This window comes from Pseudomonas sp. THAF187a (assembly GCF_009363395.1).
Classification (GTDB): domain Bacteria; phylum Pseudomonadota; class Gammaproteobacteria; order Pseudomonadales; family Pseudomonadaceae; genus Aquipseudomonas; species Aquipseudomonas khazarica.
In genome coordinates, this window is sequence record NZ_CP045349.1 from 1,330,694 (window position 1) to 1,344,307 (window position 13,614).

General features: G+C 65.3%; 9 protein-coding genes. 2 read left to right on the forward strand and 7 right to left on the reverse strand.

Translation table 11 applies throughout. From position 1 onward, the window contains the following. Positions 1 to 55: 55 nt before the first annotated feature. Positions 56 to 1,126, reverse strand: a complete 1,071-nt coding sequence (locus tag FIV02_RS06115) for an HD domain-containing phosphohydrolase (protein ID WP_152488123.1) — start codon at positions 1,124 to 1,126, stop codon at positions 56 to 58. Next, positions 1,116 to 3,605 (reverse strand): ATP-binding protein, encoded by a 2,490-nt coding sequence (locus FIV02_RS06120; RefSeq protein ID WP_152488124.1) that lies wholly within the window; start codon positions 3,603 to 3,605, stop codon positions 1,116 to 1,118. The genes FIV02_RS06115 and FIV02_RS06120 overlap by 11 nt, the downstream gene beginning before the upstream one ends. A gap of 210 nt (positions 3,606 to 3,815) precedes the next feature. On the opposite strand from FIV02_RS06120, the gene FIV02_RS06125 reads away from it, so the two are divergent. Continuing rightward, positions 3,816 to 4,445, forward strand: a complete 630-nt coding sequence (locus FIV02_RS06125; protein ID WP_047588739.1) for an FKBP-type peptidyl-prolyl cis-trans isomerase — start codon at positions 3,816 to 3,818, stop codon at positions 4,443 to 4,445. Positions 4,446 to 4,605: 160 nt separating this feature from the next. Here FIV02_RS06125 and FIV02_RS06130 read toward each other — a convergent pair whose 3' ends face one another. The 4 genes from FIV02_RS06130 to FIV02_RS06145 form a co-directional block, all read right to left on the reverse strand. Next, entirely contained in the window at positions 4,606 to 4,833 is a 228-nt protein-coding gene (locus tag FIV02_RS06130) for a hypothetical protein (protein ID WP_037047109.1), read from the reverse strand. A gap of 171 nt (positions 4,834 to 5,004) precedes the next feature. Next, positions 5,005 to 8,064, reverse strand: coding sequence for a multidrug efflux RND transporter permease subunit (locus tag FIV02_RS06135; protein WP_047588741.1), 3,060 nt, complete (start codon positions 8,062 to 8,064; stop codon positions 5,005 to 5,007). Positions 8,065 to 8,258: 194 nt separating this feature from the next. Further along, entirely contained in the window at positions 8,259 to 9,416 is a 1,158-nt protein-coding gene (locus FIV02_RS06140; RefSeq protein ID WP_047588743.1) for an efflux RND transporter periplasmic adaptor subunit, read from the reverse strand. A 145-nt stretch (positions 9,417 to 9,561) separates the two neighbouring features. Continuing rightward, positions 9,562 to 11,187 carry a methyl-accepting chemotaxis protein gene (locus FIV02_RS06145; RefSeq protein WP_037047120.1) on the reverse strand — a complete coding sequence of 542 codons (1,626 nt, stop codon included), beginning with the start codon at positions 11,185 to 11,187 and terminating at the stop codon, positions 9,562 to 9,564. Positions 11,188 to 11,496: 309 nt separating this feature from the next. Here FIV02_RS06145 and FIV02_RS06150 point away from each other — a divergent pair, with 309 nt between their 5' ends. After that, complete coding sequence (locus tag FIV02_RS06150) at positions 11,497 to 12,651, forward strand: mandelate racemase/muconate lactonizing enzyme family protein (protein WP_152488125.1); 1,155 nt, start codon at positions 11,497 to 11,499, stop codon at positions 12,649 to 12,651. A 3-nt stretch (positions 12,652 to 12,654) separates the two neighbouring features. On the opposite strand, the gene FIV02_RS06155 is transcribed toward FIV02_RS06150, so the two are convergent. Further along, positions 12,655 to 13,560 (reverse strand): LysR family transcriptional regulator, encoded by a 906-nt coding sequence (locus FIV02_RS06155; RefSeq protein WP_037047125.1) that lies wholly within the window; start codon positions 13,558 to 13,560, stop codon positions 12,655 to 12,657. Positions 13,561 to 13,614: the final 54 nt, after the last annotated feature.

A 13,614-nucleotide genomic window follows, 5' to 3' on the forward strand; every position in this document is an offset into this window, starting at 1 on the left:
GGTACCCGAGTTGTGATGGCGGTGGCCAGGCCTTGCCAGGCCTGATCCGCGAAGGTCATTTCGCCTGTGGCGCGTCGCTGAGGTTCTGCTGCAGGGCCTCTATCTGCTCGTACAGCCCCTCGACGATGGCGACCAGGGCCGGGTCGAAGTGCTTGCCCGACTGTTCGCGGATGAAGGCCTGCGCCTTCTCCCGTGGCCAGGGAGCCTTGTAGGGGCGCGCCATGCGCAGGGCGTCGTAGACGTCGCAGATGGCGACGATGCGCCCGGAGAGTGGTATCGCCTCGCCTTTCAGACCTTCAGGATAGCCGCTGCCGTCCCATTTCTCGTGGTGGCTCAGGGCGATCTCCGCTGCCAGGGCGGTCAGTTCCGAGGCATGTTGGTCGGAAAGAATGGCGTGGCCGATCTGCGGGTGCTGCTGCATCAGCTGCCGCTCGTCATCGTTGAGCCTGCCGGGCTTGAGCAGGATCTCGTCGGCTATGCCGATCTTGCCGACGTCGTGCATGGGTGCCGCCTGGCGGATCAGCTCGACCCAGTGCGGGTCCATGCCGTGGGCCTGGGCGATCAGCGCGGCGGACTCGCCGATGCGCATGATGTGGTTGCCGGTCTCGTTGTCACGGTAGGCCGCTGCGCGCGACAGGGTACGCACCACCGCGCCGTAGCTCAGGGTCAGTTGCGCGGTGCGCTCGCGCACGCGTTGTTCCAGGGTGCGGTTGGCTTCGTGCAGGGCCAGGGTCGCCTGGTTCATCTGCAGGCTGTTGCGCACGCGCAGGATCATCTCGGGCAGGTCGACCGGCTTGCTCAGGTAGTCGTTGGCGCCCAGCTCCAGGCCGGTACGCCGGCTGGCCGTATCGCTGAGGGCGGTGATGATGATGATCGGATTGGTGCTGCGGTCGCGACCGGACAGTGCACGCAGGATATCGAAGCCGTTGGGGGCGGGCATGTCCAGGTCGAGCAGCAGCAGGCTCCAGGGGTTGTGCTGCAGCCATTCCAGCGCAGCGGCGGAATCCGAGAAGCTGATGGTGTTGCGCAGGCCGAAGGCCTTCAGGCTGGATTCGAGCAGGCGGCTGTTGGCGACCACATCGTCGACGATGACCACCCGTGATTGCTGGAAGTCCTTAGAGAGCATGCGGTGTCTCCTGGCCAGTCAGGTCTCGGACCAGCTGGTAAAGCTCGTTGGGGTCGATGGGCACGGCGAGCAGGGCACTGACGCCGAGCCCCACCAGCTCCTCGAGCTGGTCCTCACGGCTCAGCAGCACGACTGGCAGGTCTGCCAGCTCGGGGCTCTGGTGCAGCGTGCGCAGCAGTTCGCGTCCGTCCAGGCCGTGCATGTCCACGCTCAACAGCAGCACGTCGGGGCGCTGGGCGCGCAATGCTGTCAGCAGTTCGCGGCCATCGTCGAACTGCAGCAGGTCGGAGTCCGACAGCGCCAGGCTGACGAGTTCGCGGTTACGCTCATCCAGGTCGCCGTGATAGACGCGGGCTCTGGCCTTGTGCGGCTGCTCCGTGGCGGTGCGTTCGGATTCCCTGTAGCGGGGCAGGCTGATCCAGAAGCGGCTGCCCTGCTCGGGCTCGCTTTCCAGGCCCATCTCGCCGTTCATCAGGGCGGCGTACTCCTTGCACAGCGAGAGGCCGATCCCGGTGCCCTGGATGGCGCCGTTCTCCTGGCCGAGGCGCTGGAACGGTTCGAACAGCAGCGGTTGCAGCTCGCTGGCGATGCCCATGCCGGTGTCGCTGACCATCAGTCGGACCTGTTCATCTTGGGCCTGGCAGCTCAGGGTGATGCTTCCGGCGGGGGTGTACTTGATCGCATTGGAGAGCAGGTTCAACAGTACCTGGCGCAGGCGCCGCTGATCGGCCAGCACCGGCAGGGGCTCGCTCGGCAGCGACACCTGCAGGCTCAGGCCGTGTGCTTCGACTTCCGGGGCGACCAGGTCCGCGCACTCGTGCATCAGCTCGACGGCGTCGACCTTCCGCAACTCCAGGCGCGGTTGATCGCTCTGCAGGCTGGACCAGTCGAGAATGTCCCCGACCAGCTGGTTGAGGTGACGGCTGGCCAGCAGAATCTCTTCCAGGTAGTCGGTCTCCTGGACGTCTTGCGGTGCCTGTTGCATGCGCATCAGCTGGGCGAAGCCCTGAATGGCATTGAGCGGGGTACGCAGCTCATGGCTCATGCTGGAGATGAACTGGCTCTTGGCCAGGCTGGCCTCCTGCGCTTCATGGGTGGCGCGCTGCAGCTGGGTGGCATTGCGCTCCAGTTGCTGGCCCATGGATTCGACGTCGTCGATGATGGTTTCCAGCTCGGCGATGGTGGTCGCCGGGCGCTTCGGCTTCCAGTTGCCCTGGCCGATTTCACGGAGCATGGTGACGATGCCGCCGATGGGCTGGCGTAGCCGCTCGGTCAACTTGCGGGCGCGGCCCCACATGAAGGCGAAGAACACCAGGTAGAACAGCACCAGGCCGGCGATCAGCAAGTAGCCGATGTCGCGGTAGTGGCTGGCCAGGGCATTGGTCTGGCTGAACACCACGCTCTCGTCGACGATCGCCAGCAGGTGCCAGCCCGTCGCCGGGATACTGGCCCAGGCCACCAGTTTGGGTTGTCCGTTGAGTGACATGGCGAGGACGCCATTGCTGCGCTCGCCGATGCGTTTCGCCAGGGCCATGGTGTCGTTGCGCTTCAGCAGGTTGAAATCTTCCGGCTTGAACAGCTCCGAGCTGATGGCGTCATCGTAGGAATGTGTGGTCAGCTCGCTGAGGCCAAAATCCGTTTCACCGGCCGGAGGCAAGGCCATGATGTTCATCTCGTTGCTGACGATCACCGCGTAGCCGCCCCAGGGCACGTCCAGGCCCTGGATATGTTCGAGCAGCTTGCTCACGGTGACGTCCAGGCCGACCACTCCCTCGAGGAAGTCGCCCCGAAACACCGGGGCGATGGCGGAGAGCATCCAGCCCTGGCCTGCCGGGTCGAGGTAGATGTCGGTCAGCTCGACCTTGCGCGCGGGGTTGTGCGCGGCGTCCGCCAGGTAATAGAAGTTGAAGTCCGGGATGACCATGTCGTGAGGGTACTGCTGCGACGTGTCGAACCAGGGGTAGATGCGGTTGTAGCTGTCCCAGCTGTTGAAGTAGATGCTGGCGACCAGCGGGTTCTGCTGCACCGTTTCGCGCATCAGCGGGTCGAGCTGGGCGAGTCGGGCGACCTTGCTCAGGTCCTGCTGCTGCAGCGGCGTGACGTTGGAGTAGAAGGACGCCGAGCCGCCGTCATCCTCGGCGCTGTAGCGCACGCCACTGGACGTGACGGCCAGTTCGGCCGGGGCGACAGGTCGCTGGTCGTGCAGGGTCTGCTGGGTCAGCGCCGCGTAGGTGGATGTCAGCCGCGAGATATGGCCCAGTTCGCTTTCGAACAGATGGGCTTCCTGTTCGGCCGCGCTTTGCAGGTCGTTGAGTGCGGTCTCGCGCAGGTGGGACATCTGCGCATCACGAATGGAGACGTTGCTGATCAGATAGACGCTGATGAGTACGGTTTCCACCAGGATCAGCGGGATCAGGGCCGTTTGAGCGAAAGCACGCCATATCCATGTCCGAAGACTGACGCGAGAGCTATCTTGCATGACGCACTCTCCTGCGCGGGGAAGCGAACGAATGATATCAATATGATATCTGTCCTTTTCTTAAGTGAGGCTTAGCTAAAGGTAGTAGCAAATGCGTGGCACCGAGGGCGAGCTGGCCATTTGCGTTCGGCAGGCTGGCGCGGCGTCCGGTCGAATCCTGTTCTGTGCTAGGCTGGCCGACCTTTTTGTAGCCCCAAGCGGAGCCTTTTCATGTCCGAATTCACCTTCAGCCCCGATCTGTCCTCCGACGAGGGCCGCGTCAGTTACGGCATCGGTCGTCAACTCGGTGGTCAGCTGCGCGACAACCCGCCGCCGGGCGTCGACCTGCAGGCCATCCTCGCCGGTCTGACCGATGCCTTCTCCGGCCAGGCCAGTCGCGTTTCCGAGGCCGAGCTGGGGGCCAGCTTCAAGGTCATCCGCGAGATCATGCAGGCCGAAGCCGCTGCCAAGGCCGAAGCGGCTGCTGGCGAAGGCCGTGCCTACCTGACCGAGAACGCCAAGCGTGAAGGCGTGACCGTATTGCCGTCCGGCCTGCAGTACGAAGTGCTGGTGGCGGGCGAGGGCGCCAAGCCGTCGGCCGAGGACCAGGTGCGTACCCATTACCACGGCACCCTGATCGACGGCACCGTGTTCGACAGCTCCTACGAGCGTGGCCAGCCGGCTGAATTCCCGGTGGGCGGCGTGATTCCGGGCTGGGTCGAGGCCCTGCAACTGATGGGTACCGGCAGCAAGTGGCGCCTGCACGTGCCGAGCGAGCTGGCCTATGGCGCCCAGGGCGTCGGCAGCATTCCGCCGCACAGCGTGCTGGTGTTCGACGTCGAGCTGCTCGACATCCTGTAAGCGCCATCCGCAGGCGGGTCGCTGGCGTTAGCCTTGCATCGTGATCACGGTGCAAGGGTGAAACGTCGTCGATCCTGCGCGGCTGCAACGAAACGGGGCGCCCTGGTGACAGGGCGCCCCGTTTGCGTTTAGGCGCCAGGGCTGGCGCTCGACATGTCGCTCAGGGTCGCAAGGCCCTGGCATAGCAGAACAGGAACAGGCTGCGCACCAGCTCCTTGAGCACGATGGGCTCGCTCGAACTCAGTTCGTGCAGGTCCAGGTCACCCTGGTCACGCAGCTCGTCCAGCGCATCTTCTTCCAGCACGGCGCAGACTTCGCCGGTCTGGCGGTTGAGGATACGCAGGTAGGGATGTGGCCGATCCAGCCAGGCATCGATCAGGTAGGTCATGGCAGTTCTCCTTGGCCGTCTTTACGTAACTGAGAATAATTCCTATTACGCAAATAGCAAGGATTAATTGCGACCTTCTGTCGGTTGGGTGAATCAGCAGCTGGCTGGCAGGGGCGCCGACGGGAAGGCTTTGGCCGCGACAGGCGCAGCCGGAGCCCTCCCACGGGGCGATCAGTGAGCGGGCGAGGCCTCGGCCTGCGCCTGTGGCTGCGCGTCCGGCTTGGCCAGCAGGCTGTAGACGCAGGGCAGGACGAACAGGGTGAACAGGGTGCCGACGCTCATGCCGGTGGCGATCACCAGGCCGATGTCGAAGCGGCTCACCGCACCGGCACCGGTGGCGAAGATCAGCGGCAGCATGCCGAACACCATCGCGGCGGTGGTCATCAGGACCGGGCGCAGGCGGATCGCCGCTGCCTCCTCGATGGCCTCGCGCAGGGGCAGGCCCTTCTCGTGACGCAGCTGGTTGGCGAACTCGACGATGAGGATGCCGTGCTTGCTGATCAGGCCGATCAGCGTCACCAGGCCCACCTGGGTGTAGATGTTCATCGTCGAGAAACCGAGGAAGATCGGGATCAGCGCGCCGCAGATCGACAGCGGCACGGTCACCAGAATCACCAGCGGGTCACGGAAGCTCTCGAACTGCGCCGCCAGCACCAGGAAGATGATCGCCAGCGCCAGGGCGAAGGTGACGAACAGCGCGCTGCCTTCCTGGATGTACTGACGCGAGGCACCGGCGTAGTCGAAGCTGTAGCCGCGTGGCGCCTCTTCCCGGGCGATGGCGGTGATGGTGTCGATGGCATCGCCCTGGCTGACGATGGCCACGCCCTCGATGATTGCCGAGTTGAGCTGCTGGAACTGCTTGAGCTTGGTCGGTCGGGCGCGATCGCTGAGGGTGATCAGCGTACCCAGCGGGACCATGCTGCCGCTCTCGCTGCGCACGTAGTAGTTGTCCAGCCAGCCCGGATTCTCGCGGTAGGCGCGCTCGACCTGGGCGATCACCTTGTAGCTGCGTCCGTCGATGGTGAAGCGGTTGATCTCGCCTTCGCCGAGCAGGCTGGCCAGGGTGCTGCCGAGGTCCTCCATGGACACGCCCATCTGCGCGGCCTTCTCGCGGTCGATGTCGACCACGATCTCCGGCTTGTCGAAGGCCAGGTCGATGTTGAGGAAGGCGAACTTGCCCGACTCCTGCGCACGCGCCTTGACCCGCTCGGCCACCTGCAGCAGCGACTCGTAGTCGTTCGGCGTGTTGATCACGAACTGGAACGGCAGGCCTTCACCGGTACCCGGCAGCGACGGCAGGTTGAAACCGAAGATCTGCAGGCCGGGGATATGGTTCAGCTTGGCCTGCACCTCGGGAAGAATCTCCATCTGCGTGCGGTCGCGCTCGTCCCAGGGCGTCAGCAGGAAGCCGCCGATGCCCGACTGCACACCGTCGAAGCCGTTGATCTGGAACGACGAGTAGTACTCGGGGAAGGTCTTGAAGATCTCCACGAACTGGTTGGTGTAGGCGTTGACGTAGTCGAGGTTGGTCGGCTGCGGTGCGTTGGCAAAGAGGAACACGATGCCCTGATCTTCCTCGGGCGCCAGTTCGCTCTGGGTGAAGCTGAGCAGCACCGGGATCAGTGCCATGACGATCAGGCCGAACACCACCACCACCGGACGGGTGTTGAGGGTGCCGTGCAGCATCTTCTGGTAACGCTGCTTGAGCTTGTCGAAGATCATGTCCAGGCGATGGGCCAGGCCCGAGGGGTTTTCCTCGTGGCGCAGCAGCTTGGCGCACATCATCGGCGACAGGGTCAGGGCGACGATGCCGGAGATGATCACCGCACCGGCCAGGGTCAGGGCGAACTCCTTGAACAGCGCCCCCGTCAGGCCTTCGAGAAAGCCGATCGGCGCATACACGGCGGCCAGGGTGATGGTCATCGAGATCACCGGCACGGCGATCTCGCGGGCGCCCTCGATGGCGGCATCGAAGGGGGTCTTGCCTTCCTCGATGTGGCGGTGGATGTTCTCCACCACGACGATGGCGTCGTCCACCACCAGGCCGATGGCCAGCACCATGGCCAGCAGGGTCAGCAGGTTGATCGAGTAGCCCATCAGCTGCATGAAGAACAGCACGCCGATCATCGACAGCGGAATGGTCACCACCGGGATCAGGACCGAACGGAAGGCGCCGAGGAACAGGAACACCACGACGATGACGATCAGCACGGCCTCGGCCAGGGTCTTCACCACTTCGTCGATGGAGGCCTGGATGAACTGGGTGGCGTCGTAGGCGATGGCCACCTTGAGGTTCGGCGGTAGCTGCGCTTCCAGCTCGGGCAGGGCCTTGCGCACTTCCTTGATCACGTCCAGCGGGTTGGCGCTGGGGGTGCCCTTGATGGCGATGTACACCGAGGGGATGCCATCGAAGGAGCTGATCGAGTCGTAGTTGGCCGCGCCCATCTCCACGCGGGCGATGTCACGCACCAGCACGCGGGTGTCGCCGACCGTCTTCACCGGGATGGCACCGAAGGCGTCGACCGACTTCAGGTCGGTGCTGGCGTTGATGCTGGTGACCACGTACTGGCCCTTCACCTCGCCGGCGGCGGAGAGGAAGTTGTACTTGCGCACCGCGCTGTTTAGGTCGCCGGCGGTAACGCCATAGGCGGCCATCTTCACCGGGTCCAGCCACAGGCGCATGGCGAATACCTGGTTGCCGAGGATCTGCGCCTCGGCCATGCCGGGCAGGGTGGCCAGCTTGGGCTGGATCACGCGCGACAGGTAGTCGGTGATCTGCGGGTTGGACAGCTCGTCGCTGTAGAAGCTGACGTACATCAGCGCCGAGGCGTCGGCGGCCTCCTTCGACAGCACCGGGTCCTCGGCATCCTGCGGCAGCTGGTTCTTCACCTCGTTGGCCTTGGCCAGCAGTTCGGTGAACAGGCGGTCGCTGTTGGCGCCGATACGCGCGTAGATGGAGATCGTGGACAGGTTCTGCTGGCTCGACGAGGTCATGTAGTCGATGCCTTCGGCGCTGGCCAGGCTCTGCTGCAGGGGCTGGGTGATGTAGCCCTGGATGGTCTCGGCGTTGGCTCCGGGGTAGGAGGTGGTCACCGTGATCAGGGCATTCTCCATCTGCGGGTACTGGCGGATGACCAGCTTGCTGAACGCCTGGAAACCGAGCAGGACGATCAGCAGACTGACCACGGTGGCCAGCACCGGGCGGCGGATGAAGGGATCGGTAAAAGCCATAAGGGTTTCCTTGGCCGCCCTGCGGCGGCCTGTCTATCAACAGTTGCGCACGTTCTGCGCCGCTCCCAGTTCGTGGGGGCGGGGCCGGGGTGCGGGAGCATCGTGGCGCTACCCGGTTCCCCTCGTCGGGTCCCTCCTCGGAGGGGCCCGGCGCGACGCACGCTCAATCGAACAGCATTACAACGGAGACGAAGTCACTGCGCGGTGGCGTCAGCCGGTTCGTCTGTCCCGAGCTGCTGCGCCTGGTCGTCGACGATGGCCACGTGGGCACCGTTGTCCAGCTTGAGCTGGCCGGAGGTGACCACCTGCTCGCCGGCCTGCAGGCCCTTGCTGACCACCACGCGACCGTCACGGCGCTCGCCGGTCTCGACGAAGCGGCGCTCGACGGCCAGTTGCGTGGTGCCGTCGGCATCCTTGACCGGTTCGCCGTCCTCGCCCTTCTTCTCGGCGATGACGTACACCGAGTTGCCGTACAGGGTGTAGGTGATGGCGGTTTCCGGGACCACGACGCGCGGCTGGTCATCCGGCAGCAGCACTTCCAGGTTGGCGAACATGCCCGGCAGCAGTTTCTCGTCCGGGTTGTTCAGCGTGGCACGCACCTGCAGGTTGCGCGTCTCGTTCTCCACCTTGGGGTTGATCGCGCTGATGCGACCGTCGAAGGATTGCCCCGGATAGGCGGCGACGCTCAGCTTGACCGGCTGACCGACCTGCAGCTGCGGCGCACGCTGCTCCGGGAGGAAGAAGTCGACATGCAGGCGTGACAGGTCCTGCAGGGTGGCGATGGTGGCGCCTGGCGAGAGGTAGTCGCCGGTGTCGACCTGGCGGATGCCGATGGTGCCGGCGAATGGCGCACTGATGCGCTTCTTCTCCAGCTGCGCCTTGAACTGGGCGACGCTGGCGCTGGCCTTCTGCAGGGTCGAGGACAGGCGGTCGAACTCGCTCTTGGAGATGTTCTGCCGGCTGACCAGGCTGCGTCCGCGCTCGAACTCGACCTGCGCCAGGCTGCGTTCGGCCTCGGCTGTGGCCAGGCTGGCACGCTCCACTTCGCTGTCGAGCTGGATCAGCGGCTGGCCCTGGGTCACTTTCTGCCCGGACTCGAACATCACGTCGCGCACGATGCCTTCCACTTCTGCGGCAAGGTCGACGCCCTGGAATGCCTTGAGGGTGCCGATGGCGGGCAGGCGGCCTTGCCACGGCTGCTCTTCGGCATGCGCTGCGGACACGCTGATGGCCGGCTGCGGGGCCGAGAACATCTGGATCTGCTGGTAGATGGAGAAGCCTTTGTAGGCGGCGAGGGCGAGTACCACGAGCAGTACGACGCCGAGCATGATGAGCATGCGACGGAGCAACATATTCCGTTTCCTTGGCGAGCAGGGGGAGGCCTGGGAATAGGCAAGAAGGGGACCTTAGTGCCAGATACCGCCGCTGTCAAAGCGTCTCGTCAAGTTTGCTCGAACAGTTGGCCGGCGCATCCCTGCGCCGGCATGCGGGAAGGGCTCAGGAGCCCAGGCGGCGGGTGACGTCGCCCAGTTCCCCGGACATTTCGCGCAGGTTATGACTGGCCATCTGCGTGCGCTCGACGTTGTCCTGGTTGGCGCTGGCGATGGCGGTCAGCTCGGTGAGGTTGCGCGAGATGTCCTCGGCCACCGAGGTCTGCTCCTCGGCGGCGGTGGCGATCTGATGGTTCATGTCACGGATCGCCTCCACCGCGTCGGTGATGCGCTGCAGCATGGCACCGGCCTCGGTGACCTGGGTCACCCCCTGTTCGCTGCGCTGCTGGCCGCTCTCGATGGCGCGCACCGCATTTAGTGCCCCGGTCTGCACGGTGTCGATGATCTGGTTGATCTCCGCCGTGGACTCGGCCGTGCGCTGGGCCAGGTGACGCACCTCGTCGGCGACCACCGCGAAGCCGCGACCTTGCTCGCCGGCACGGGCGGCCTCGATGGCGGCGTTGAGGGCCAGCAGGTTGGTCTGTTCGGCAATCCCACGGATCACTTCGAGCACCTTGCCGATACGGCCGCTGTCGTTCTCCAGGCGGCGGATCACCTCGGCGGTACTGGCGATTTCGCCACGGATGTCGGTGATGGTGGCGATGGTCGATTGCATCACCGCGCCGCCCTGGCGTGCGGAGTCGTCGGCATCGTTGGCGGCATGGGCGGCGTCGGCAGCGTGGCGGGCCACCTCCTGCGCGGTGGCGGACATCTCGTGCATCGCCGTGGCGACCTGATCGGTGCGTTCGAACTGCTCGCTGACGCCTTCGGTCATGCGCGAGGCGATGGCGTTCAACTCGCTGCTGGCGTTGTCGAGGTTCTGCGTGCTGTGGTGCAGGCGCTCGGTGGTGCTGGCGAGGAAATCACGCAACTTGTTGGCAGCACGTGCGAGCAGGCCCAGTTCGTCCTGGCGGGTGCTTTCCACACGTTGTCCGAACTGGCCGTGGCTGAGCTGATCGACGTGACCGATCAGATGGCGAATGGGGATGATCAGGTTGCGGTTGACCAGCCACAGGCTGAACACCGCGATGACCAGGGCGGCGCCGAGCATCACGATGGTGCCGCTGAGAATGGTGCGAGTGGCGCTGCTGTTGATCTGTTCGGCCTGGCTCAGGCTGTTCTGCCGCAGTTGCTCGACCAGCGCGGTCATCTGGTCGCTGGCATCGCGGTCGATGCCCTTGACCGCCGCGTCGCCGGCCTTGGCGTCGGCACCGGCAGCGACGAAGGCATCACGGCCCTTGCGGTAGTTGGCGCCGAGTGCCTGGTGCTCGCTGCGCAGACGTTCGACCTGCTGTTTCAGGGCCGGGTCGGCAGCGGCTACCTGAACCAGTTTGCCGAGGATGTCCTGCACCTTGCGCTCCTGTTCTTCGAACTGGCTCCAGTAGCGTTGCAGGTTGGCGCTGTCCTGACCACGCAGGAGCACGTTCTTCCATTCCTGCACCTGGATCTTGAACTCGACGTTGGCAGAGTCGATCAGGCGCGAGGACTCCACCGGGCCATCGAGCAGGCCACGGTAGGAATGAATGCCGTTGGAGAGAAAGCTGAAACAGGCCAGGGCAGTGATGAGGATCAGCGCCAGGCTGCCGCCGAGCAGGGCGAGAATCTGCGCGCGCAGAGATTTTTGCAGAAACATGGTGGCATGCCTCGGAGGTCTAGCGTTGGGGTTTGCCAGCCTGACGGTCGCAGATGTCAGTCTTATGGATATCCCTCTCTCCTGGCGTCGTACCGGCCTGAGGGAGGCCGATGGCTGGAGTATAGACAGGTCAGTCAAGGATGGCACTTTGCTTTCATCGGATTGTTGCGTCGACCCGGGTCAGAGCAGGCCGTCAGGACCTGCTCTGACGGGTGCTTGAATGATTGCGCAATCATCATAATCTGGCTCGGGTTGCCCATTATCTGGCGGCCCATCCGGGGCGTCGGGGTCCAGCACGAGGAACACGCAATGACCGAACGCTCCATTCCACATGCCGACGACGACCGCATCACCTGGCTGAACCTGCGCTCCGTGGCGCTGCCGCTGGCCAACCCGATCAGCGATGCCAAGGTGCTCACCGGACGGCAGAAGCCGATGACCGAGATCGCCATCCTGATCGCCGAGATCGAAACCCGCGACGGTCATCGCGGCCTGGGTTTCAGCTACTCCAAGCGCGCTGGTGGTCCCGGCCAGTTCGCCCACGCCCTGGAAGTGGCGCCGAACCTGATCGGCGAGAACCCCAGTGATATCGCCAGGCTCTGGGACAAGCTTTGCTGGGCCGGCGCCTCGGTCGGCCGCAGCGGGCTGGCGACGCAGGCCATCGGCGCCTTCGACGTCGCCCTGTGGGACCTCAAGGCACGCCGCGCCGGCCTGTCGCTGGCGCGTCTGCTGGGCGCGCAGCGTGACTCGGTGCGCTGCTACAACACCTCCGGCGGTTTCCTGCATACGCCGCTCGAGCAGTTGCTGAAGAACACCGAGCTCTCCCGCGAGAAGGGCATCGGCGGCATCAAGCTCAAGGTCGGCCAGCCCGACTGGGCGCTGGACATCCACCGCGTCAGCACGGTGCGCGAGCACCTGGGCGAGAGCTTCCCGCTGATGGTCGATGCCAACCAGCAGTGGGACCGGCCGCTGGCCCGTCGCATGTGCCGGCGCCTCGAACCCTTCGACCTGATCTGGATCGAGGAGCCGCTGGATTGCTACGACGCCGAAGGCCATGCCGAGCTGGTGCGTCAGTTCGATACGCCGATCGCCACCGGCGAGATGCTCACCAGCCCGGCCGAGCACTGGGAGTTCATCCGCCAGCGTGGCGCCGACTTCCTCATGCCCGATGCGCCGCGCGTCGGCGGTATCACCCCCTACCTGCGCATACAGACGCTGGCCGAGCAGGCCGGCATGAGCCTGGCGCCGCACTTCGCCATGGAGCTGCACGTGCACCTGGCGGCCACCCATGTCCGCGAGCCCTGGGTCGAGCACTTCGAGTGGCTGGAGCCGCTGTTCAACGAGCGTCTGGAGATCCAGAACGGGCGCATGCGGGTACCGAGCCGTCCGGGGCTGGGGCTGAGCCTCAGCGAGCAGGTCGCGGGCTGGACGGTGCAGCAGGCCGAGGTCGGCCAGCGCGCCTGAGGCTCAGGTTTGCGGGTGAAGGTCGCGCGCCGCCTGGCGCACGGCCTCGAGCACGGCGGGCAGCGCGGGGTTGTCATTGTCGTCGCGCCAGGCCAGGTGCAGTTCGCCGCAGATTCCGGCGGGCAGCGCCAGGTCGCGAAAACGCACCTGTGCGAAGCGAATGGCGCTGGCGCTGCGCGGCACCAGTGCCAGCCCCATGCCGGCGTTGACCAGTGACAGTATGGCCAGGGTCGAGCCCAGCGACTGGACGAACTGCGGCTGGATACCGCTGGCCCGGAACAGGCCGGTATGCAGTTCGTTGAACGGCTGCCACGCGGTATGGGCATAAAGAATGAACGGCTGCTCATGCAGCATCTGCACCTTCGGTTGCCGTGCGTGGGCCAGGGGATGCTCGGCCGGCACGGCCAGGACGAAGGGTTCGCGCAGCAGGCATTCGCTGTTCAGGCCGGGCTGTTGCAGGGGCGCCCGCACGATGGCCAGGTCGACGCGGCGGGCGCGCAGGGCCTGCACCTGCTCGAAGGTGCTCATCTCCAGCAAGGCGATTTCCACGCCGGGGCGCTCGCGCCTGGCGCAACTCACGGCGTGCGGCAGCAGGTCGTAGACCGCACTGGCGACGAAGCTGATGTTCAGCGAACCGCTTTCGCCGATGGCCGCCAGGCGGGCGCTCTGTGCCGCACGGTGGGCCTGGTCGAGCAGGGCCTGGGCTTCGACGAAGAAGGCCCGGCCGGCCGCCGTCAGCGCCACCGAGCGCGTGCTGCGGGTGAACAGGCTGACGCCGAGCTGATGCTCGAGCAGCTGGATCTGCCGGCTCAGCGGGGGCTGGGTCATGTGCAGGCGTTCGGCGGCGCGGCGGAAGTTCAGTTCCGCCGCCAGGGTGGTGAAGCAGCGCAGCTGGGACAGGTCGAACATTGATCTAATTCAGGTATCAATGGAGTGGGTAAGTAGATTAGACCTGTATCAATT

Excerpts from the sequence above, each read along its gene's own strand:
- FIV02_RS06115 (WP_152488123.1), bottom strand. The coding sequence starts at position 1,126 with ATGCTCTCTAAGGACTTCCAGCAATCACGGGTGGTCATCGTCGACGAT.
- FIV02_RS06120 (WP_152488124.1), bottom strand. The coding sequence starts at position 3,605 with ATGCAAGATAGCTCTCGCGTCAGTCTTCGGACATGGATATGGCGTGCT.
- FIV02_RS06125 (WP_047588739.1), top strand. The coding sequence starts at position 3,816 with ATGTCCGAATTCACCTTCAGCCCCGATCTGTCCTCCGACGAGGGCCGC.
- FIV02_RS06130 (WP_037047109.1), bottom strand. The coding sequence starts at position 4,833 with ATGACCTACCTGATCGATGCCTGGCTGGATCGGCCACATCCCTACCTG.
- FIV02_RS06135 (WP_047588741.1), bottom strand. The coding sequence starts at position 8,064 with ATGGCTTTTACCGATCCCTTCATCCGCCGCCCGGTGCTGGCCACCGTG.
- FIV02_RS06140 (WP_047588743.1), bottom strand. The coding sequence starts at position 9,416 with ATGTTGCTCCGTCGCATGCTCATCATGCTCGGCGTCGTACTGCTCGTG.
- FIV02_RS06145 (WP_037047120.1), bottom strand. The coding sequence starts at position 11,187 with ATGTTTCTGCAAAAATCTCTGCGCGCGCAGATTCTCGCCCTGCTCGGC.
- FIV02_RS06150 (WP_152488125.1), top strand. The coding sequence starts at position 11,497 with ATGACCGAACGCTCCATTCCACATGCCGACGACGACCGCATCACCTGG.
- FIV02_RS06155 (WP_037047125.1), bottom strand. The coding sequence starts at position 13,560 with ATGTTCGACCTGTCCCAGCTGCGCTGCTTCACCACCCTGGCGGCGGAA.